Source organism: Sphingomonas sp. PAMC 26617 (assembly GCF_000242835.1).
GTDB lineage: Bacteria > Pseudomonadota > Alphaproteobacteria > Sphingomonadales > Sphingomonadaceae > Sphingomonas.
This window is the reverse complement of record NZ_JH594425.1, coordinates 1562648-1583340: the sequence shown is the minus strand read 5'-3', so window position 1 is coordinate 1583340 and position 20693 is coordinate 1562648. Positions and strand designations below refer to the sequence as shown.

Genomic DNA, 20693 nt, shown 5'->3' with positions numbered 1-20693 from the left:
AAGGCGCGCAGACCGCGAAGCGCGTCATCGGCGTCTGGCAACTCATTCAAACCATCCAACAAGATCGCGACCGGCATGCCGGCGCGGCGCGCCGCGCGATAGACGCGATCCGGAGTGCTACCGGAGAGCAGCGATACTTCGCGCCGGACCATCGCTTGCCATGACCCGCCATAGAGCCTTGCCGAGAGAAACAGTACGGTCGTGCCGTCAGCCGCGAGTTGGGCAGCGGCCCTGCGTGCGAGCAAGGTCTTGCCGCACCCTGACGGTCCGGAAACGAAAGCGCCTGGGCCAGCAAGGACGGAGGCGATCAACGTCTCCGACTCAGCATCGGTCTCGGCTAGCCAGCGCTTTCCGTCGCGCGAGTATTCGGTCTCCACGGCGTCCCGGAAGCTGGCCAGAAGCGCAAAGGACTCGTTGAGATCCGGCGGCGCCACCGTTTCTGCCAGCGATGCAGGTATCAGCTGGTGGTGGCGAGCAAAGGCATGCCACCGCTCAAGCGCCCAAGGAGTGCCGGTCGCGGTCGCCTGAAGATTGAGCGCGTCCATCGCGACGATTCCCACCTTGTGGTCGCCGGCTGTAAGCGCTGACCCCGCTGGAATGCCCGTCGTGAACACAACGCGAGCATGGGGATACCACGCGCCGAGCGAGCCTCCGATCGACATGGCATCGCGCAACGAATTCTTGGCGTGGAGCGCCTGGGCGTAGGCGTTGGCGTAGTTAGTCTCGCCGCCATCCGGCTGACGCCGCTTCCACTGGCCGTTGATACCGCCCCGAACGGGCCAACGCGATGCCTTGACCTCAAAGACCACCACCCGATGCGCCGTGGCAACGATGCAATCGATCTGCCGACCGCCAAACTGGCAATTGGCGATCAGCACATAGGCCTCACGCTCGTTTTCCAGCATCTCGACCAAGCGCGATACAAGGACGCGCTCGGAGCCATGAATGATGGCGTCGCCGATATAGATTTTTCCAGTGCTTGGAACGCTTGCCGGGGGAAGACGGCCATTGCGCGGCTTGGCGATCATGCAGCGAGCGCCTGTTCGATTTTGGCTTCGCACTCGTCCCGAACACTGCTGGCGCGGCCGTCAAGCAAATCGGCGATTTTCACGGAGACCCTGTCAGCGGCTTCGCGCAAGCCCTCTTCGATGTGAATGTACCCTTGGGTGACGCCACGCTTCCCGTGTCCAAGCAGCGCCGCGATCGTCAGCTCCGAATAGCCCATGTCACCGGCGACGCTGCTGAACGTGTGGCGCAGCGTATGGGCTGTGACGCCCTCGATACGGGCGGCGATGCAGAGGCGCTGCAGCACGTCGGGCACCTGCTTGTAGTGGCTGTCTCCATAGTCGGAGGGAAAGACGAACGGGCACCCGGCCAACTCAGGCTGCGCTTCGAGCACTGCTAGCGCCGCCTTCCCCACCGGGCGATCCTGTGCACCGGACTTCGTATCCGGGAAGTGGACGGCACTACCTTCGGGGTCGACCCAGGAGCGTTCGAGCTCTTGGGCCTCGGACAACCGGAAGCCGGTGAGCGCGATCAGTCGCACGGCAGCGAGGCCCGTCGCTTTCTCGTCACGCGTGGACGCGAGTTGCATCACGGCGCCGAGCTTCCCGAGTTCAATCGCGCTCAATCGCCGCGTTCGGCGGCTGCTGGCCATCCGGCGGGCGCCCTTTGCGGGATTGCTGCCGATGATGCCCAGGCGGACCGCGTGCTCGCACATAGAGTGCAGCGTCGAAATCACGCGCGAGGCCGCGCCACTACCGCCCGTCGTCGACCGGCCACGCCCCTTGCCCTTGTCGGCAGCGCTCTTTCCGGCAGCAATATCGGCTTGCATCGACTCAATGTCGGCCGGCTTCAACCCAGTCACCTTTCGGTGGCCGATCAGCGGGCGGATATGCCGATCGATCCGGCTGCGCTCCATCCGGACGGTCGAAGCCTTGATAGGCAGGCGTCGGCGCCCGAGCAGACGACCGGCCTCGGCTTCCTCAAGATACCAGTCGCAGACATCCCCGATGGTCGGCGCCGCACGCTTCGCCTCTTTCTCGTCAGCCGGATCGAGGCCGCGCGTGATATCCGCGAGCATTCTGATCGCCTCTTTGCGGGCTTGATCGACACTGAAGACCGGAAATCGCGCATAGACGCTGCGACGCAGCCGCCCGTCCGGGTTCCGATATTGGAGGACGTACGATTTCACGCCGGTGGGACCGACCCGCACGCCGAACCCCTTGAGTTCGCCATCCCACAAAAAGGCCTGCCCCTCCCTGGGCACCTTTGCACTTTCGATCATGTGCGTAGTCAATTTACCGGGCATAACGCTCAACCTCTGAAAGCGATATTACGTCAGTCAGAGCGCTATGAAAAGTAATAAGGGCGTAAGAGGGTTGCTGGATAGCGTCGGTTGCAAATGAGTAGGTTCGATTTAGCTTAGTGCCTGTTATAGAGTTATAAAATAAGGACAAGCGCATAATCGGCGATGCACGGAAAGACGGGTTTCGATCGTTGGTAAGGCTGAGGTCGTGAGTTCAATCCTCACCGGCAGCACCAGTTTCTCCTATCGTCGTCGCGCGATCTCCCTTCGGGGGGATCGCAGCGCGGCGGGGGAACATCTGCGGCGAACGGCCGCAGCGCAATCTCGGTAGCCTTCAGCGAGAATTTCCGGCGCGCATCCGCGGGCGGCGCGTGACGATGCCGATGGAAACAAACGGGACGGCGATGGTTGACTGAACCGATCACTTTGTAACACGCTCGTTGTCGTCGTGTATCGTTGGGTTGCCCGTTCGCACGCGACGGCGACCACGGAACCGTTCCACGAATTAACCCGATCACCGTTTGAGGAATTCTTGTCTTTCCCCAAGCGCGTAGCTTGCATATCGCGCTGCCTGTAAGGGCCCGAATGCAGCGCCCGCCCCTGACAGCCGCGCCGCTCGTGCGCGCCGGAGATTTACCGTGGCAACCAAGCGTCCCGAAGGTATCAAGGATTATACCGGCCCTGCCGGCGGTTGGGGTGCGCTCAAGGCGGTCGCGATCTCGCTCAAGGCGCAGCAGATCGTCACCAGCGGTGCGCAGACGCTGCTCAAGTCGAACCAGCCGCATGGCTTCGACTGCCCGAGCTGCGCGTGGCCCGACCCCAAGCACACCTCCTCGTTCGAATTCTGCGAGAATGGCGCGAAAGCCGTCGCTTGGGAATCGACCGCCAAACGGATCGGCGCGGACTTCTTCGCCGAACATGCGGTGGAGGACATCTGGAAGCAGAGCGATCACTGGATCGAGGATCAGGGCCGCGTCACAGAACCGCTGCGCTACAATGCCGCGACCGACCATTATGAAGTCGTCAGCTGGGACGACGCACTTTCCGAGATCGGCGCAGGGCTCGCGGCGGTGCCACATCCCGACCAGGCCGAATTCTACACCTCGGGCCGCTGCTCGAACGAAGCGGCGTTCCTGCTCCAGTTGTTCGTCCGGCTGTACGGCACCAACAATTTCCCCGATTGCTCGAACATGTGTCACGAGGCAACGTCGGTCGGCCTCCCCAAGTCGATCGGGATCGGCAAGGGCACGGTCAGCCTCGAGGATTTCGATCACGCCGATCTGATCCTGTCGTTCGGCCACAACCCGGGCACCAACCACCCGCGGATGATGGCGACGCTGCGCGAAGTGTCGAAGCGCGGGGGAAAGATCGTCGTCTTAAACCCGCTCAAGGAACGCTCGCTCGAACGCTTCGAATCGCCGCAGTCGGTGGTCGAGATGGCGACCGGCGGGTCGACCCCGATCGCGAGCACCTATCTGCAGGTCAAGATCGGCGGCGATGCAGCCGCGATCAAGGGAATCGCCAAGGCGCTGGTCGCGCTCGATGACGCGGCGGCAGCGACCGAAGGCACTGAGCCGGTGCTCGACCATGTCTTCATCGCCGAACATACCGCCGGGATCGACGCCTATATCGCCGACCTGCGCGAAACGACCTGGGAGGCGATCGAGCGTGGCAGCGGGCTGACCCGCGCCGAGCTCGAGGGCGTGGCGGACATCTACGCCGCTTCCAAGGCGACGATCTGCTGCTACGGCATGGGGATCACGCAGCAGCGCACCGGCACCAGCAACGTCCAGCAGATCGCCAACCTGCTGCTGATGCGCGGCAACATGGGTCGCGCGGGCGCAGGGATCTGCCCCTTGCGCGGCCACAGCAACGTCCAGGGCGACCGCACCGTCGGCATCACCGAGCGCCCAAAGCCCGCCTTCCTCGACCGGATGCGCGACGTGTTCGGCTTCGAGCCGCCGCGGAACGACGGCCATTCGGTGGTCGAGAGCATCGCCGCGATGCGCGACGGCAAGGCCAAGGCGATCGTCTGCCTCGGCGGCAATCTCGCGATCGCTTCGTCGGACCCGCAGGCGTGCGCCGAGGGGTTCCGCAACATGGATCTCGCGGTCCACATCACGACAAAGCTCAACCGTACGCATCTGCTGATGGCGAAGGCGACCTACATCCTGCCGTGCCTCGGGCGGACCGAGCTCGACGAGCAGGCGGATGGCCCGCAATCGGTGACGGTCGAGGATTCGATGTCGATGGTCCACGCCTCGCGCGGGTTCCTGCGGCCGCCGGGCGAGAATGTGAAGTCCGAGATCTGGATCGTCGGGCAGATCGCCAAGGCGACGCTCAAGGGCAGGGGCGGGATCGATTGGGACGCGTATGTCGGCAATTACGACCTGATCCGCGACAAGATCGAGGCGGTCTTCCCCGATTTCGTCGACTACAACCGCCGCGTGCGTATGCCCGGCGGGTTCCACTTGACCAATTCGGCCGCGCTGCGGATCTGGAACACCGAGAACAAGAAGGCGAACTTCATCCCCACCCCGACGCTCGAGGATGATTCGACCAACGGCGACCCGGATCTCCTGCGGCTCACCACGATCCGCGCGCATGACCAGTATAACACCACGGTCTACAGTCTCGATGATCGCTATCGCGGGGTGTTCGGCCGGCGCGACGTGCTGTTCATGAACGAGACCGACATGGCGCGGCTTGGCCTCGCCGAGGGCGACATCGTCGACATCGCGACCGCGCTCGAATTCGCCCGCGAAGATCGCGTGGTGCAGAAATTGATGGTGGTGCGTTACGCGCTCCCTAAAGGGTGCTGTGCATCCTATTATCCGGAGACCCAGCCCTTGATCGCGCTCGAAGACCATGATCCGCAAAGCTTTACCCCATCGTACAAGTCGATCCCGGTAACGGTCCGCCCGGCCGGCGCCGATCTCGGTTCCGAAATCGGTGTCGCCCGTGCGGGCGTCGTCGGTAAGACGAAGCGCGTGCCGGCATGAGCGGCTACGCCAACACGATCGAAGCGTACGCAAAACTTGCCGCGGCAAAGGCCGTGGCGTTGCGGCGCTCCCCGCTCGGCTTCTTCGCGGGCGCAATGCTCGCGGGGACGTATATCGGGATCGCGATGATCCTTGCGCTCAGCACTGGCGCGGGGCTTCCCGCCGGGGTCAGGCCGCTGGTCATGGGCGCGACCTTCGGGATCGGCCTGATCCTGACGGTCTTTGCCGGGGCCGAGTTGTTCACCGGCTACGTCATGTATCTCGGCTTCGGGCTCGCGCATCGTACGATCACGCTGTGGGAAGCCGTGCAGATGATCGTCGTGGTGTGGATCGGCAATCTGGTCGGCGGCATCATCCTGTCGGTCCTCTTTGCGGCCGGCGGCGGCGGTGCCATTTTCGCCAATGCCGATACGATGTTCCACGCCTATGTGGCGCACAAGGTCGAGGCGAGCGCGCTTGCGCTGCTGTGCCGCGCAATCCTGTGCAACTGGCTCGTCTGCCTCGCGATCTGGACCGCAGCGCGGATGCAGGGCGATGCCGCCAAGTGTATCGCGATGGCGTGGATCCTGCTCGCCTTCGTCGCGGCCGGGTTCGAGCATTCGGTCGCCAACATGACCGGCCTTACGCTTGGCCTGCTCGTCGACCATCCGTCGATCAGCATCTCAGGAATGGCGCGCAACCTTGCAATCGTATCGCTCGGCAATGCGATCGGCGGGCTGGTGTTCGTCTGTGGCGGTTATCTGATGGCGTCGCGGACCGACGCGGTCGCAGTCGCCAAGTAGAGGACTGAGCCATGCCGGGACCGCGTCTGTTCGAACCGCTCACGATCGACGGGCTGACGCTCGCCAACCGGATCGTGATCGCGCCGATGTGCCAATATTCGGCGGTCGACGGCTGCATGACTGACTGGCATCTGATTCACCTTGGGCAGCTTGCGCTGTCCGGGGCGGGTCTCCTGACGATCGAGGCGGCGGCGGTGGTCCCGGAAGGACGGATCACCTACGGCGACGTGGGTCTGTACGACGACGCGACGCAGGCGGCGATCGGGCGAACGTTGGACAGCGTCCGCCGGCATTCGGACATGCCGGTCGGGATCCAGCTCGCACACGCCGGGCGCAAGGCATCGACCGACCTACCGTGGCGAAGCGGCGCGCAGATCGCACCGAATTTGGCCAATGGCTGGCAGACGGTCGCCCCCTCGGGGCTTGGTTTCGGGACGGACGATACCGCCCCGGTCGCGCTCGACCGCGACGGAATGGTGCGGGTGCGCGACGCGTTCGTCGCCGCGACGAAGCGCGCCGCCGATCTCGAGCTCGATCTCGTGCAGCTCCACGGCGCGCATGGCTACCTTTTGCATCAATTCCTCTCGCCTCTCTCGAACAGGCGCGACGACGCCTATGGCGGCAGCCTCGAAAACCGGATGCGCTTCCCGCTCGAGGTGTTCGATGCCGTTCGCGCGGCATTCCCGGCGGGCAAGCCAGTGACGATGCGCGTCTCCGGCACCGACTGGGTCGCTGGCGGCTGGGATATCGCGGAAACCGTCGCCTTCTCCCAGGCCTTGGAGGCACGCGGGTGTTCGGCGATCCACGTGTCGAGCGGCGGGCTCGATGCAGGACAACAGATCCCGGTCGGGCCGAACTATCAGGTCCCGCTAGCCCGCGCCGTCAAGCAGGCGGTCGAGATTCCGGTCGTCGCGGTCGGACTGATCACCGAGCCCGAACAGGCCGAGGCGATCGTCGGGACCGGCGACGCCGACCTCATCGCGCTGGCGCGCACGATCCTATACGATCCGCACTGGCCATGGCACGCCGCCGCCGCGCTCGGCGGCACGGTTGTCGCGCCCAACCAGTATCTCCGCTCGCAGCCGCGCCAGTATAAGGACCTGCTGCAGCCACCAGCGGCGCGATAGCCGCCAGCGCTTCAATTCAGGGCTATTGGCTATCTGTTGACGCAGGCCGTGGCCGGGGGAGTGCATTCGGCGACGAATGCTGCGCTCCCCCTCTCGCCCACTACGCCTGCCCCGTCAGGCAAGCGTCATCAGGCTCGCATTCCCGCCGGCCGCGGTGGTGTTGATCGAAACCGACACTTCCTCGCACAGCCAGTCGAGCCGATACGCGTCCGCCCGCGTCACGAGCGTCTCGCTCGACGCCGCCTGAAGCGAAACGATCGCGCCGTCGCGTGCAGCCAGCGCATGCGACGCGGTGGCGACGTCCGCCGCATCCCCCTCGACCAGCGCGCCTGCCAGCGCATCGACCTCGGCAAGCCCCTGCGTCGGCCAGCTGATCCGCGCCGCCACTGCCGCAGGCAGGCCCGCCGGGGCCACCGCGAGCGGTCCGCCCGGGATCACCACCGCATGGTTCCCGGTCGCAAGCACCGCGCCGATCTGCCGCCAGAGCCCGTGAGCGGTCCGCGCGATGACCGCGATCCGCCCGCGCGGGTGGAGCGCGTAGCGGTTGGTCTCTCCGACTGGACCGGCCAGCTCGACGGCATAGCCAAGCCGTGAGCGATCCGCGATTGCGCCGACCGCCGCCGCCATGTCGGGCTCGCCTTGCGTCCCGAGCCAGGTCGACAGCACCTGCGCGACGGGATCGCCCGTGCCTGCCTCCGACGGCGTGGCAGCTGCGGACGCCTGCACCAGGCGCGTGAGGTACATCGGTCCGCCTGCCTTCGGCCCGGTCCCGGAAAGCCCGCGCCCGCCGAACGGCTGAACCCCGACCACTGCGCCGATCGTGTTGCGGTTGACGTAAAGGTTCCCCGCGCCGATCCGTCGCGTCACGTGCTCGATCGTCGCGTCGAGCCGGGTGTGGAGCCCGAAGGTCAGCCCGTAGCCGGTCGCGTTGATCGAATCGATCAACGCGTCCAGCCCGCCGCTACGATAGCGCAGCACATGGAGCACCGGCCCGAACACCTCGCGCCCGATCTGCGCGATATCGTCGATCTCGATGATCGTCGGCGCGACGAAGGTGCCGAGTTCGGTCTCGGGCGCAAGCCGCGCCTGCTCGACGCGGTGCCCCGCGTGCTTCATCCGCGCGATGTGATCCTCGATCCCGTCGCGCGCCTGTGCGGTGATGACCGGGCCGATGTCGACCGCGAGCCGGTCGGTCTTGCCGATCTCCAGCTCCGCCACCGCGCCGCGCAGCATCGACAGCGTCCGATCCGCGACCTCCTCCTGCAGGCATAGCACGCGCAGCGCCGAACAGCGCTGCCCCGCGCTGTCGAACGCGGACGCAAGCACGTCGCCGACGACCTGCTCCGCCAGCGCGGACGAATCGACGATCATCGCATTCTGCCCGCCGGTCTCGGCGATCAGCGGGATTGGCGTGCCCTGCGCGGTGAGCCGCCCGGCGAGCTGGCGCTGGATCGTCCGCGCGACCCCGGTCGATCCGGTGAAGATCACCCCCGCGGTGACGGGCGCGCCGACCAGCGCGGCGCCGACTGCGCCATCGCCGAGCACGAGCTGGACGACCGCTTCGGGCACCCCCGCCGCATGGAGGATCCGCACGGCTTCGGCAGCGATCAGCGGAGTCGGCTGCGCGGGCTTGGCGACGACCGGGTTGCCCGCGACCAGCGCGGCGGCGATCTGCCCGGTGAAGATCGCGAGCGGGAAGTTCCACGGGCTGATGCACGCGATCGGCCCGAGCGGGGTCGCACCACCCAGTGTCTCCCGCGCCTGCATCGCATAATAGCGCAGGAAATCGACCGCTTCGCGCACCTCAGCGATCGCGTTGGCGGCGGATTTGCCCGCCTCGCGCATGATCAGCCCCATCAGCGTTGGCATGGTCTGTTCGAGTTGGTCCGCCGCGCGATCGAGGCAGGCGGCACGGTCGCCGACCGGGGTCGCGGCCCACAATGCCGCGGCACCGGCCGCACGCTCCACCGCGGCGGTCGCCTCGGCATCGCTATGCTCGAACACGCGGCCGACGATATCCCGGTGGTCGGCAGGGTTGCGGACGAGCACCGGCGCGCGACCGTCGTCGACGCCCGCGCGCCAGTCCTGCTGCGCGCTCGCAACCAGCGCGCGGCCAAGCGCGAGCAGGCTCGCCTCGTCGCTCAAGTCGAGCCCGGCGGAATTGCAGCGCGCGCCGTAAATGTCCGCGGGCAGCGCGATCTCGTCATGCGGCGCGCCGGGCACCGGCATCGCGCGGACGATCTCGACCGGATCGGCGATCAGGTCCTCGATCGGCACCGCAGGATCGCCGATCCGGTTGACGAACGACGAGTTCGCGCCGTTCTCGAGCAGGCGGCGGACGAGATACGCGAGCAGCGTCTCGTGCGTGCCCACCGGGGCATAGACCCGGCACGGGCGCGCGAGGCCATTCGCGCCGACGACCTGGTCATAGAGCGGCTCGCCCATCCCATGGAGGCACTGGAACTCGTAATCGCCGACGACGAAGTCCTCGCCCGCAAGCTGGTAGATCGTCGACAGCGTCTGCGCATTGTGAGTCGCGAATTGCGGGAACACCGCGTCGCGCGCCGCCAGCAGTTTGCGCGCGCACGCGATGTACGCGACGTCGGTGTAGATCTTGCGCGTATAGACCGGATAGCCCGAGAGGCCGTCGACCTGAGCGCGCTTGATCTCGGCATCCCAATAGGCGCCCTTGACCAGCCGGATCATGATCCGCCGCCCGGTCCGCCGCGCGAGCGCGATGACGAAGTCGATCACCAGCGGGCAGCGCTTGCCATACGCCTGGACGACGAAGCCCAACCCCTTCCACCCGTCGAGCGCGGGATCCTCGGCGAGCGCCTCGAGCAGGTCGAGCGACAGTTCGAGCCGGTCCGATTCCTCGGCATCGATGTTGAAGCCAATGTCGTAGCCCTTGGCGAGCAAGGCGAGCCCGCGCACGATCGGCAGCAATTCGCTGATCACGCGGCCCGCCTGCGCGCGGCTGTAGCGCGGGTGGAGCGCGGACAGCTTGATCGAGATCCCCGGCCCACCATAGACTCCGCGCCCTGCCGACGCCGTGCCGATCGCGTGGATCGCCTGTTCGTAATCGCGCAGATAGCGCGCCGCGTCTGCCGCGGTCGTCGCCGCCTCGCCGAGCATGTCGTAGGAGAAGCCGTAGCCGCGCGCCTCGCGACCCTTTGCATGCCGCAGCGCCTCGTCGATCGTCTGGCCAGTGACGAACTGCTCGCCCATCATCCGCATCGCGAGATCGACGCCGCGGCGGATCACCGGTTCGCCGACGCGCGCGACCAGCCGCGTCAGCGCGGTCGCGAGGCCCCGGTCGTCCGCACTCGCGGTCAGCTTGCCCGTGACGACCAGTCCCCAGGTCGCGGCGTTGACGAACAGCGAGCGCCCGTCGCCGATATGCGATGCCCAGTCCCCCCCACCGATCTTGTCGCGGATCAGCGCATCGCGCGTCGCGGTGTCGGGGATGCGGAGCAGCGCCTCCGCGAGACACATCAAGGCGACGCCTTCCTGGCTCGACAGCGCATATTCCTGGACCAGCGCCTGCACGCCGCCGCGCGCCTTCGATCCGCGCAACCCCTCGATCAGCGCGCGGGCAGTCCCGGCCGAGGCGCGGCGGACCGTGTCGGAGACGGTCGCAGCTTCGACCAGTGGGGGGACGCAGACCGGCTCGGGCGTGCGAATGGCCGCGGTGATCGCGGTGCGGAGCGGGTCGGGGGTCCGGATCATCGGCGCGAAACGGGCGAAGGGCGTCGGCTGGTCGGTGGTCATGGCGATCCTCGGGCTGGATACGCCGTCATACCAGCCGAGCGTATGGGAAGTCTGGCTTAAAGGGCTTGATAAAGATCGCATATCACCCGCATTATCGCCTCATGAAAGACGATACGTCTGCAACTGGCGCTCATAAGAGTGATCTTGACCGGTTCGACACCGCCATCATCGACCTGTTGGCGCAGGACGGCCGAATGACCGTTACCGATCTCGCCGCGCGGATCGGTCTGTCGAAGACGCCGACGCAGGTTCGGCTGAAGCGGCTGATCGACGACGGCTATATCCTCGGCTTCCGCGCGGTGACCAACCGCGCCAAGCTGGGGCTCGACCATGTCGCCTTCACCGAGGTCAAACTGTCCGACACGCGCGAAGCCGCGCTCCGCGATTTCAACGCGGCGGTCCGGCGGATTCCGGAGGTCGAGGAATGCCATCTGATCGCAAGCAGCTTCGATTATCTGCTCAAGGTCCGCACCACCGACATCCGCCGCTATCGCTACGTCCTGGGCGAGAAGATCTCGAGCCTGCCGCATGTCGCGAGCACCTCGACCTTCGTCGCGATGGAAACGATCCTCGACCAGGATCGGTAGCGCGGGGCTTATTGCCAGGCGACCCCGCCGTCGGGGGTGCGACCGGTCAGCCGCAAGGTCTGCCGGAACACCCAGCCGGACACCGCCGAGGCCAGGCCGCGCCGGACGATCGGCGTTGTCAGCGTCGAATAATGCGCCGCCGCAAACACCGTCGCGCGCTTGTATCCGCTATATTCCAGCGAGAATTGCGTCTCGTTCTTCGCCAGGACGTGGGGATAGGCGTCGCGGATCGGATGGATCGCGCGGGTATAGGCGATCGGCCCGGTCAGCCGCAGCACGCCGATCCGCCCGACATTGGTCATCCACGGGCTGTAGGTCTCGATATTGGCGAGCACCGCGGCGATCACCGCGCGCAGATACGGATGGCCCGCCACGCCGATGACATGCCATTGCTGATATTCGCCACCGGGGATGTCGGCAATATCGTCCAGCAACCCCATGTTGAAATGGAGCTCGCCCGGCCCGTTGCGCCATTGCGCGAGGATGAAGGATTCATTGCCCCGGATCGCGGCGTTGATCGGTCCGGTGAAACGGCTCTTGATGTCAAGATATGCGCCGCCCAGCGCATAAATCAGGAGATAGCGGAACAGATCCGCGCGCGCCGCGCCATATTCGGGGCGCAGCAGGCGATAGACCGACAGAACCTGTGCGCCGTAAGTAGACCCGATGAAGGTCTCGATCGCGTCGTCCGAATAGAGCCGGAAATCCCAGTCCGGGTTTTGCGCGATCGCGTCTTCCCGCCCGACCCGGATCGCCTCGGGCAAGGCATCCGTGGCGTAGGTCTGGTGCACGATTCGCGGGATCGCGGTTCCCATCGGCACCGCCAGCAGCGCCTGTGCCCAATGCTCCTCCCGCCGACGCCGCCGCGTCGCATGGAGCGCACCAAGAAACGGAATGTCGGACAGCAGCATGCGCTCATATTGCATATGCGCCATGAGCGGGCAACGCGCGCCGCCAAGGGCAGAAGATCGAGCATATGTTCAGGGGGTGGTGGGCGATGACGGGCTCGAACCGCCGACATTCTCGGTGTAAACGAGACGCTCTACCAACTGAGCTAATCGCCCCCCGGACAGGGAACCCGCGTAATAGCGCGCTTTTCGCTGCGAGCAAGCTTGCGATTCTGCAAACGGCCAGGATCGAAACGGAAACGAACGGAGGAGTGCGGAGATAGCAGTCCCGAGCTGTTCCCGAACCCCGTAATGGTCACAGCGGAGGCGATGCCGTAGCGTGACCGGGCCCGTTAGTTTTACCAGTACTTATGGGGTGATGAACCAGGCCCGCCCGACCAGAGGCTCGGGACGCTGCAATCACCGGTTGTCGAGCACGGCGTAACGCTCGGCACGGCGTGGCCGAAGTCCATCGGGGCGACTCTCAGGTGCTTCGCCAGAGCGGCTCTCAACGCAAATAAAAGAACTCGCTTCATTCCGCGGCAAACGCGACGCGCATGGTCCACTGGCGGTCGAGGCGGGGGGCGAGATGATCGCATCGAAATTCCCTGTCCCACCGCGGTCCGTAACGGCACTGTAAAATCGCTCTTCAGACAGCAACTTCGTGATAAGTATCCAAGTGGGGGAGAAACAGAAGTGGGCGCTGAAACTCTAATATGGGTAGTCCCGGCAATGGCTTTCGCCGTGATCGTTATTGCTGCTGCGGCCAGTAGCCTTGTATCAGGCAATGACCGGTTGGGCGCAGCTCTGGGCATCGTTTCCGCAGTTGGCGCTGTCGTTCTGATAGGGTCGATTTGCGCAACCGCGGTGCCGTAGCGTACTCGGTACCACCCCCATCAGCCGCGATTACGCCATTGTCCTGCGATGGTCGGGCGGAAGATCAGCGGATCACGCGATTCCGGTCCCCGCCTGGCGCACGGCCTCCACATAAGAGCGCATGCCCGCGCTAGCCCGTGCGGACAGCGCCATGAACGCGCGTCGGCGGTCGAACGGGTCGGGGCGGCGCTCGAACAGACCCGCCTCGGTCATCCGCGCGATCCAGCGCAGCGCGGTGGTCGGCGCGACGGCTGCGGCGATGCACAGGCTCGACACCGACACCTGAACCCGCTCGAGCTCCGCCGCGAACAGGTCGAGCAGCATGTCCCACGCCGGATCCTCGAACAGACCGGTGCCGAACACCTGGTCCCGCAACCGCCGCGCCCGGATCGCGTCGCGCACGTCGCGCACGCGGATTTCGGCGCGGGCGGGGGTGCTCGCGGCTCGATAGCTCGAACCCGGTTCGCCCACGCCGCGAACGCCGACGTCATCGTCGCCACGGATCAGGCGCGTCAGCGTCTCGGCGATGCGCGCGATTTCCTCGTTCAGCCGCAGCAGGCGGGCGGTTTCGCTCGTCCCGCCGACATCGTGCAGCCGCGGCAGCGCCTGATGAAGCGCGATCGAAAGAGCGGCGATCCGGTCGCCGATCGATGCGGCGCACAACAGGTCGACCGGGGCCATTCCGAGCATTGCGCTGACCAGATCGATCTGCGCTGGCTCGAGCACGATGACCAGCCTGGTCTCCCCGCTTTCCGCAAAGGCGAGCAAGGCCGGAAGCATCTGTTCGAGCAGGTCGTCCGACACGCCCTGAGTCTCGGCCAGCACGACGCTGACCAGCCCCTGCTGCTCGAGCCGCGCGCGCATATCCGCCCACGCAACCTCGCCGAGCCAACGGGCACCGGTCGCAATCGCGGCGGCGCGGCCATCGGCACCCCCGTCCGCATCCGCGATCAGCAGGATCGACGGGTCGCTCCTGCGCAGAGGATCTGCGCCTGCATCGGCGGAAGCTTCGAGTGCGGTAAGCGCCTGCATCATCCCCGCTCCCCCCAGATGCGGTATTGTCCAGCCGATTTATGTGTAAATTACGCAATATTGGGAGGACCGACAGTCATGATTGCACCATTATGGTGGCATGCACAGTCAATTTACGAAAAGACGCCGCCGCTTCCCTCCAGTTCGGAGCGATGCATGCCAACTCTGGACCAAGGATCTCCGGGCCATCTTGCTCAGTCGAGCGACTTGACGATTTCCTCGACCATCTTTTTGGCATCGCCCAGCAGCATCATCGTATTGTCCATGTAGAACACATCGTTGTCGACGCCGGCATAGCCGACCCCGCCCATCGAGCGCTTGATGAACAGTACCGTCTTCGCCTTTTCGACGTCGAGCACCGGCATGCCGTAGATCGGCGAGGTCTTGTCGGTCTTGGCGGCGGGGTTGGTCACGTCGTTCGCGCCGATGACGAAGGCAATGTCGGTCTGCGCGAACTCGCTGTTAATGTCCTCCAGCTCGAACACGTCGTCATACGGCACGTTCGCTTCCGCGAGCAGCACGTTCATATGCCCCGGCATGCGCCCCGCCACCGGATGGATCGCATATTTCACGCGGACGCCGTGTTCCTTGAGCTTGTCGCCCATTTCGCGCAGCGCGTGCTGCGCCTGGCTGACCGCCATGCCGTAGCCGGGGACGATGATGACCTGTTCCGCCTGGCCGAGCAGGAACGCCGCGTCGTCGGCCGAACCACGCTTCCACGGGCGCTGTTCCTTCGCTTCGCCACCTGCTGCTGCCGCATCGCCGCCGAAGCCGCCCGCGATGACGCTGATGAAGCTGCGGTTCATCGCCTTGCACATGATGTAGCTGAGGATCGCGCCGGACGATCCGACCAGCGCGCCGGTGATGATCATCGCGCTGTTGTGGAGCGTGAATCCCATCGCCGCGGCGGCCCAGCCCGAATAGCTGTTGAGCATCGACACGACGACCGGCATGTCCGCGCCGCCGATCGGCACGATCAGCAGGAAGCCGATGACGAAGCTGAGCGCCGTGATCGTCCAGAACACCCACGCGCTCTGGTCCTGCGTGAAATAGCCGACGAGGCCGAGGATCGCGACCAGCACCGCGATGTTGATGACGTGGCGTCCGGGCAGCAGGATCGGCTTGCCCGACATGTTGCCGTTGAGCTTGAGGAACGCGATCACGGACCCTGAGAAGGTGATCGCGCCGATCGCGATGCCGAGCCCCATCTCGATCCGCGAAACGGTCAGGATCTGCCCGTCCTCGCCCAGAATGCCGAACGCGCCGGGGTTGAGATACGCTGCCGCCGCGACCAGCACCGCCGCCATGCCGACGAGCGAATGGAACGCCGCGACGAGCTGCGGCATGTCGGTCATCGCGATTCTGCGTGCGGTGACGATCCCGATCGCGGCGCCGATCGCCATCGCGATCCCGATCTCGAATGGCGAGGCGAGATGATGCGCGAACAGCGTCGTCCCGACCGCGAGCGCCATCCCGATCATGCCGAGCCGGTTTCCGCGCTGCGCGGTCGCGGGCGACGACAAGCCGCGCAGCGCGAGGATGAAGCACACCCCCGCGACGAGATACGCGAGCGCGACCCAGGGATTGACTGGTGCCGTATGTTCCATCGCTTAAGCCCCTACCCGCCCGATATGCCGTCCATGCCGCATCACTTCGCGACCGGCCGCTCTTTTTTCTTGTACATCGCGAGCATCCGCTGCGTCACCGCGAAGCCGCCGAAGATGTTGACGCTCGCGAGCACCACCGCGAGCAGCCCGAGCCATTTCGACAAGACCGACCCTTCCGCCGCCGAGGCGATCAGCGCGCCGACGATGATGACCGAGGAGATCGCGTTGGTCACCGCCATCAGCGGCGTGTGAAGCGCAGGCGTGACCGACCAGACGACGTAATAGCCGACAAAGCAGGCCATGACGAAGATCGACAGGATCGAGATGAAGTCCATGACGTACGTGTCTCCCGTTCAGGCCGCGGCGCGGCGGGGTTGCGGAACTGGACGCCCCATTTCCTGCGCCGCCTCGATCCAGCACCCGATGGCATCGTAAATATTGTCGAGCGCTTCCTGCGGCGTATCGCCATCGGAACGACACCCCGGCAGTTCGGGGGCCACAGCCGTGAACCCCCCGCCGTCTTCCACCGACAGCGGCAGGATGTCGACTTCGTAATCGAACGGATTCATGATGCCCCTTCCCGAACGGCATCGACGAACCGTACCAACGCCCGGATATACACAGGCTTGATCGGCCGGTGCGCGGGGATGGTCAGGATCTCGGCCATATCGATATGCTTCACCTTGAAATGTGATCCCTTGCGCGGCGGTGTGCAAGCGATGTCGAACCCATTGCATAAAGCTACGACATCCCCGATCCGCCAGTCGCGTGGATTGACACGCATCCGCTCGAGCAGGGTCTCGGCGGAGGCCAACCGCTAGCCCAACAACCGCGCGTTCACCACCTTGCCGTCCCGCGTCAGCCGGATCGCGTCGCCGATCTCGTCGTCGAGCACCGGCTTGCCCTGCTCCTTGTCCCAGAAGGCGCTCAGGAAATTGAACAGGTTGCGCGAGAACAGCGCCGACGCATCCGCCGCCAGCCGGGAGGCGACGTTGCGATGGCCGACGATCGTCACGCCCGACACGACGACCGTTTCGCCCGCGACCGAACCCTCGACATTGCCGCCGCTCTCGACCGCGAGATCGACGATCACCGACCCGGGCCGCATGCTCGCGACCTGTGCCGCCGAGATCAGCCGTGGCGCGGGGCGCCCCGGGATCAGCGCGGTGGTGATGACGATGTCCTGCTTGGCGATATGGCCGGAAACCAGCTCGGCCTGCGCCGCCTGATATTCGGCACTCATCTCGCCGGCATAGCCACCCGAGCCCTCGCCCTCGATCCCCGCGACATTCTCGACGAAGATCGGTTTTGCGCCGAGGCTCTGGATCTGCTCGCGCGTGGCCGAGCGGACGTCGGTCGCGGACACCTGCGCGCCGAGCCGCCGCGCGGTGGCGATCGCCTGAAGGCCTGCGACGCCGACCCCCATCACGAACACGCGTGCGGCGGACACCGTGCCCGCCGCGGTCATCATCATCGGAAACGCGCGACCGTAAGCCGCCGCCGCATCGAGCACCGACTTGTACCCCGCGAGGTTCGACTGCGACGACAGGATATCCATCGATTGCGCGCGCGTGATGCGCGGCATGAATTCCATCGCGAGCGCCTCTATCCCCGCCGACGCATAACCGTCGATCCGCGCGCGATCCGCGAACGGGTTGAGCGCGGCGACCAGCCATGCTCCCGGCGCGGCCCCGGCCAGCGTATCGGCGGACGGTCCCTGCACCCCGAGCACGATCGCCGCGCCCGCCAGCGTCGCCGCGCGATCCGCGACAGTCGCGCCGGCCGCGGCATAGTCGGCATCCGCGATCGAGGCAGTGGCGCCAGCGCCCGCTTCCACCGCGACGCTCGCCCCCAGGGCGATGAATTTCTTGACCGTCTCGGCGGTCGCGGCGACGCGACGCTCGCCCTCGGCGGTCTCGCGCAGGACGGCGATCTTTATCCTATTTGCCCGAGATCAGCCACACCACCGCGAACGCGATGACGAAGCACGCGATCGCACCGTATTTCAGCACGCCGATGACCTTGCCATAGGTTGCCTGGTGGACTTGCAGATCACTTTCGGTCGCCATCGGTTCGGTCCTCGTCATATCGTTGCGTCCTGCTTAGACCGCGGCACGCAACCCCTCAACCCCCGGCGATATCGTCCCGGCGATGTCCCGGCCGTCCCGTCGCGGGGCGTTTAAGGCTGCTTTCACACCTTGTCTTTATGCGTTCATCGCGAACAACGAGACTCGGGGAAGAGCATGACGCGTAACGGGCAACGCCTGCTAATGCTGATCGACGACGAACCCGCGCAGCGCCGGCTGATCGCAGCGATCGCCGCGCGGCGTGGCTGGCGCGCGATCTTCGCCAACGATGGTGAGATGGCAATCGCGATGCTCGGCTCGCAGGACGGGATGCAGCTCGACGCGATCCTGCTCGATCAATGGTCGCCCGAGGCGGATTCGACCGCGCTGATCGCGGAGATCCGCACCCGCCGCCCCGCGTTGCCGCTCCTGCTGCTGACCGCGAACGGATCGGTCGCGCAGGCCGTCGCCGCGATGCGCACGGGCGCGACCGATTTCCTGGTCAAGCCGCTCGCGCCCGAACGCCTGCTCGCCGCGCTGGACGCCGCGGTCGCGCAGAAGACCGCGGGCGAACTGCGTCCGCTGACCGAGAAGATCCCCGCCCTCCTAGCGTTCGACGAGATCGTCGGCTCCGCGCCCGATTTCCGCGCCGCGCTCGCGATCGCCGCCAAGGCCGCGCGCGCGCGCGTGCCGGTGCTGCTCGAGGGCGAAAGCGGAGTCGGCAAGGAAGTGGTCGCGGAAGCGATTCACGCGGCGTCGCCGCGCGGCAAGAAGCCGATGATCGCGGTCAATTGCGGCGCGATCCCGGCGAACCTCGTCGAGAGCGAATTGTTCGGGCACGAAAAGGGCGCGTTCACCGGCGCGTTCGAGCGCAAGACCGGGCGCTTCCAGGAGGCGGACGGCGGCACGCTGTTCCTCGACGAGATCGGCGAGATGCCGCTGGAAGCGCAGGTCAAGCTGCTCCGCGTGCTGCAATCGGGCGAGATCCAGCCGCTCGGCGCGCGCCACATGCGCGAGGTCGACGTCCGCGTCATCGCCGCGACCAACAAGCGGCTGAGCGAGGAAGTCGAGGCGGGGCGCTTCCGGGAGGATCTCTATTACCGGCTCAACGTCGTCCAGGTGACGATCCCGCCCTTGCGCGAACGCACCGGCGATATCCCCGCGCTCGCGCGTCACCTGATGGCCCGGATCGCACAGCAGCCGGGCCTGCGCCAGCTCGGCATCACCGACGACGCGCTCGCGCTGCTCGGGCGCTACGACTGGCCGGGGAACGTCCGCCAGTTGCAGAACGCGTTGTTCCGCGCGGCCGTGCTATGCGACGGCGCGGCGCTGACCCAGGCGGATTTCCCGCAAATCGCGGCGCTCGGCGGCAAACGCCAGACGACCGTGACGCCGGTGCCGATGGCCACCTCGGGCGGGGTCACGTTGTTCCACGCCGATGGCAATCTGCGCGCGCTCGAGGAGATCGAGGCGGATGTCATCCGCCTCGCGATCGGCCATTATCGCGGACGGATGACCGAGGTCGCCCGCCGGCTCGGGATCGGGCGCTCGACGTTGTACCGCAAGCTCGGCGAACTCGGGATCGACAACGCGGCCGCCTGACGCCCGGTCGCGCGGCGAAATCTTACCAGAGGATTCCCTTCTCGGGCTTGACCGGCTCGGGGGCCTCTTCGCCGAGCGCCTGCAACAGGTCGATCTCGACCGTACGGCACATCGCGGTCAGCGGCACGTCGTGGACGGTGTTGGCGAACGGATCGACCAGATCGTCGCCGATCTTGAGTACCGCGAGGAACATCAGCCCCGCGACGGTCGACCCGATCGGCGTCGCGAACCCCAGCGTCTCGACGAGCCCGATCGGGAGCAGGATGCAGAACAGCCGCGCGAAGAACTCGGGGAAGAACCGGTACTGGTTGGGGAGCGGGGTGTTCTTCAACCGCTCCATCCCGCCCTGCGCGTTGGCGATATCGATCAGCACGCGCTCGATCGACGCCTGCTGGATGGTGTCGATCCACCCTGCCTGCCGTGCCTGGTCGACGCGCCGCCCGGTCCCGTCGAGAATACCGTTCGCCACGTTGAGCCGCTCCAGCGATGGCGCGGCCTCGTCGGGGGACAGATAGCGCAAGGCTTCCGCGCGCGGATCCTGCTTGCGCAACTGGCAGCGCAGGACGTTGACGTAGGTGATCTGCCGCAGAATGATCGCGCGCTGGAGATCGCGCGCTTCCTCGTCGGGGAGGAAGCTTCGCGCCGCGCGCGACAGGCTGCGCGAGGCGTTGATCATCAACCCCCACAGGCCGCGTCCTTCCCACCAGCGTTCGTACGCCGAGGTGCTGCGGAACCCGAGAAACAGCGCAAGCGCGGAGCCGAACAGCGTCAGCGGCAGCGAGGGCGCCTTGAACGGCAGGACGTAATAAGTGACCGTGACGATCACGTCCCAGACGAACAGCACCAGCAGGGGCCGCCATACCTCGGCGGCGATCTGCCGGTAGCGCGGCACTGCATCGATGATCATGAACTTCCTCCGGATACTCTACAGGGTGCGCGATACGGATGCGCGCGGTTCGGTCCAGAGGCGAGACCTCCGGCACGACGCCCGCCGATCGCGCGGGCAACGTCCGTTACCCCAGCCCGCGTGTCGCGCGAATGACAAT

17 protein-coding genes and 1 tRNA gene are annotated in these 20693 nt (G+C 66.1%); 5 read left to right on the top strand and 13 right to left on the bottom strand.

Features of this window, described 5'->3' with window-relative positions:
- Together RH91_RS06890 and RH91_RS06885 are read right to left on the bottom strand one after the other, a co-directional pair.
- The coding region (locus RH91_RS06890) for a nuclease-related domain-containing protein (protein ID WP_010161894.1) at positions 1-1028 on the bottom strand (1028 nt) is incomplete at its 3' end.
- Positions 1025-2287 carry a tyrosine-type recombinase/integrase gene (locus RH91_RS06885; protein WP_232283427.1) on the bottom strand — a complete coding sequence of 421 codons (1263 nt, stop codon included), beginning with the start codon at positions 2285-2287 and terminating at the stop codon, positions 1025-1027. The genes RH91_RS06890 and RH91_RS06885, both read right to left, overlap by 4 nt.
- Positions 2288-2946: 659 nt before the next feature.
- Here RH91_RS06885 and RH91_RS06880 point away from each other — a divergent pair.
- Genes RH91_RS06880 through RH91_RS06870 form a run of 3 tightly spaced genes read left to right on the top strand, consistent with a single transcriptional unit; the run spans position 2947 to position 7219 of the window.
- Entirely contained in the window at positions 2947-5310 is a 2364-nt protein-coding gene (locus RH91_RS06880) for an FdhF/YdeP family oxidoreductase (protein WP_010161892.1), read from the top strand.
- A complete protein-coding gene (locus RH91_RS06875; RefSeq protein WP_010161891.1) occupies positions 5307-6092 on the top strand; it encodes a formate/nitrite transporter family protein in 786 nt (261 codons plus the stop codon). Before RH91_RS06880 ends, RH91_RS06875 begins: the two co-directional genes overlap by 4 nt.
- A gap of 11 nt (positions 6093-6103) precedes the next feature.
- Positions 6104-7219 (top strand): NADH:flavin oxidoreductase/NADH oxidase, encoded by a 1116-nt coding sequence (locus RH91_RS06870; RefSeq protein WP_010161890.1) that lies wholly within the window; start codon positions 6104-6106, stop codon positions 7217-7219.
- A gap of 114 nt (positions 7220-7333) precedes the next feature.
- Here RH91_RS06870 and putA read toward each other — a convergent pair whose 3' ends face one another.
- Positions 7334-10990 (bottom strand): trifunctional transcriptional regulator/proline dehydrogenase/L-glutamate gamma-semialdehyde dehydrogenase, encoded by a 3657-nt coding sequence (putA, locus tag RH91_RS06865; protein WP_010161889.1) that lies wholly within the window; start codon positions 10988-10990, stop codon positions 7334-7336.
- A 101-nt stretch (positions 10991-11091) separates the two neighbouring features.
- On the opposite strand from putA, the gene RH91_RS06860 reads away from it, so the two are divergent.
- Positions 11092-11577: an Lrp/AsnC family transcriptional regulator gene (locus tag RH91_RS06860; protein ID WP_010161887.1), complete on the top strand. Its 486-nt coding sequence runs from the start codon at positions 11092-11094 to the stop codon at positions 11575-11577.
- Positions 11578-11585: 8 nt separating this feature from the next.
- On the opposite strand, the gene RH91_RS06855 is transcribed toward RH91_RS06860, so the two are convergent.
- The 9 genes from RH91_RS06855 to RH91_RS22085 all read right to left on the bottom strand — a co-directional run bounded on the left by RH91_RS06855 (position 11586) and on the right by RH91_RS22085 (position 18066).
- Positions 11586-12512: a glycosyltransferase family 32 protein gene (locus tag RH91_RS06855; protein ID WP_010161886.1), complete on the bottom strand. Its 927-nt coding sequence runs from the start codon at positions 12510-12512 to the stop codon at positions 11586-11588.
- Positions 12513-12565: 53 nt separating this feature from the next.
- Positions 12566-12641, bottom strand: a tRNA-Val gene (locus RH91_RS06850).
- Between the two features lie 771 nt (positions 12642-13412).
- Positions 13413-14375: a hypothetical protein gene (locus tag RH91_RS06845; protein ID WP_010161885.1), complete on the bottom strand. Its 963-nt coding sequence runs from the start codon at positions 14373-14375 to the stop codon at positions 13413-13415.
- Between the two features lie 191 nt (positions 14376-14566).
- A complete protein-coding gene (locus RH91_RS06840) occupies positions 14567-15979 on the bottom strand; it encodes an NAD(P)(+) transhydrogenase (Re/Si-specific) subunit beta (RefSeq protein ID WP_010161884.1) in 1413 nt (470 codons plus the stop codon).
- 41 nt (positions 15980-16020) lie between these two features.
- Positions 16021-16314: an NAD(P) transhydrogenase subunit alpha gene (locus tag RH91_RS06835; RefSeq protein ID WP_010161883.1), complete on the bottom strand. Its 294-nt coding sequence runs from the start codon at positions 16312-16314 to the stop codon at positions 16021-16023.
- A gap of 18 nt (positions 16315-16332) precedes the next feature.
- Positions 16333-16548, bottom strand: a complete 216-nt coding sequence (locus RH91_RS06830; protein ID WP_010161882.1) for a type II toxin-antitoxin system HicB family antitoxin — start codon at positions 16546-16548, stop codon at positions 16333-16335.
- A complete protein-coding gene (locus RH91_RS06825) occupies positions 16545-16793 on the bottom strand; it encodes a type II toxin-antitoxin system HicA family toxin (protein WP_010161881.1) in 249 nt (82 codons plus the stop codon). Before RH91_RS06825 ends, RH91_RS06830 begins: the two co-directional genes overlap by 4 nt.
- 3 nt (positions 16794-16796) lie before the next feature.
- Positions 16797-17918: an NAD(P) transhydrogenase subunit alpha gene (locus RH91_RS06820; protein ID WP_029623669.1), complete on the bottom strand. Its 1122-nt coding sequence runs from the start codon at positions 17916-17918 to the stop codon at positions 16797-16799.
- Position 17919: 1 nt separating this feature from the next.
- Complete coding sequence (locus RH91_RS22085) at positions 17920-18066, bottom strand: aa3-type cytochrome c oxidase subunit IV (protein ID WP_086010154.1); 147 nt, start codon at positions 18064-18066, stop codon at positions 17920-17922.
- 156 nt (positions 18067-18222) lie between these two features.
- On the opposite strand from RH91_RS22085, the gene RH91_RS06815 reads away from it, so the two are divergent.
- Complete coding sequence (locus tag RH91_RS06815; RefSeq protein ID WP_010161879.1) at positions 18223-19647, top strand: sigma-54-dependent transcriptional regulator; 1425 nt, start codon at positions 18223-18225, stop codon at positions 19645-19647.
- Between the two features lie 22 nt (positions 19648-19669).
- Here RH91_RS06815 and RH91_RS06810 read toward each other — a convergent pair whose 3' ends face one another.
- Entirely contained in the window at positions 19670-20554 is an 885-nt protein-coding gene (locus tag RH91_RS06810; RefSeq protein ID WP_010161878.1) for a bestrophin family protein, read from the bottom strand.
- Between the last annotated feature and the right edge of the window lie 139 nt (positions 20555-20693).

Excerpts from the sequence above, each read along its gene's own strand:
- RH91_RS06830 (WP_010161882.1), bottom strand. The coding sequence starts at position 16,548 with ATGAATCCGTTCGATTACGAAGTCGACATCCTGCCGCTGTCGGTGGAA.
- RH91_RS06875 (WP_010161891.1), top strand. The coding sequence starts at position 5,307 with ATGAGCGGCTACGCCAACACGATCGAAGCGTACGCAAAACTTGCCGCG.
- RH91_RS06840 (WP_010161884.1), bottom strand. The coding sequence starts at position 15,979 with ATGGAACATACGGCACCAGTCAATCCCTGGGTCGCGCTCGCGTATCTC.
- RH91_RS06835 (WP_010161883.1), bottom strand. The coding sequence starts at position 16,314 with ATGGACTTCATCTCGATCCTGTCGATCTTCGTCATGGCCTGCTTTGTC.
- RH91_RS06870 (WP_010161890.1), top strand. The coding sequence starts at position 6,104 with ATGCCGGGACCGCGTCTGTTCGAACCGCTCACGATCGACGGGCTGACG.
- RH91_RS06810 (WP_010161878.1), bottom strand. The coding sequence starts at position 20,554 with ATGATCATCGATGCAGTGCCGCGCTACCGGCAGATCGCCGCCGAGGTA.
- RH91_RS06855 (WP_010161886.1), bottom strand. The coding sequence starts at position 12,512 with ATGGCGCATATGCAATATGAGCGCATGCTGCTGTCCGACATTCCGTTT.
- putA (WP_010161889.1), bottom strand. The coding sequence starts at position 10,990 with ATGACCACCGACCAGCCGACGCCCTTCGCCCGTTTCGCGCCGATGATC.
- RH91_RS22085 (WP_086010154.1), bottom strand. The coding sequence starts at position 18,066 with ATGACGAGGACCGAACCGATGGCGACCGAAAGTGATCTGCAAGTCCAC.
- RH91_RS06860 (WP_010161887.1), top strand. The coding sequence starts at position 11,092 with ATGAAAGACGATACGTCTGCAACTGGCGCTCATAAGAGTGATCTTGAC.
- RH91_RS06885 (WP_232283427.1), bottom strand. The coding sequence starts at position 2,287 with ATGATCGAAAGTGCAAAGGTGCCCAGGGAGGGGCAGGCCTTTTTGTGG.
- RH91_RS06845 (WP_010161885.1), bottom strand. The coding sequence starts at position 14,375 with ATGATGCAGGCGCTTACCGCACTCGAAGCTTCCGCCGATGCAGGCGCA.
- RH91_RS06815 (WP_010161879.1), top strand. The coding sequence starts at position 18,223 with ATGACGCGTAACGGGCAACGCCTGCTAATGCTGATCGACGACGAACCC.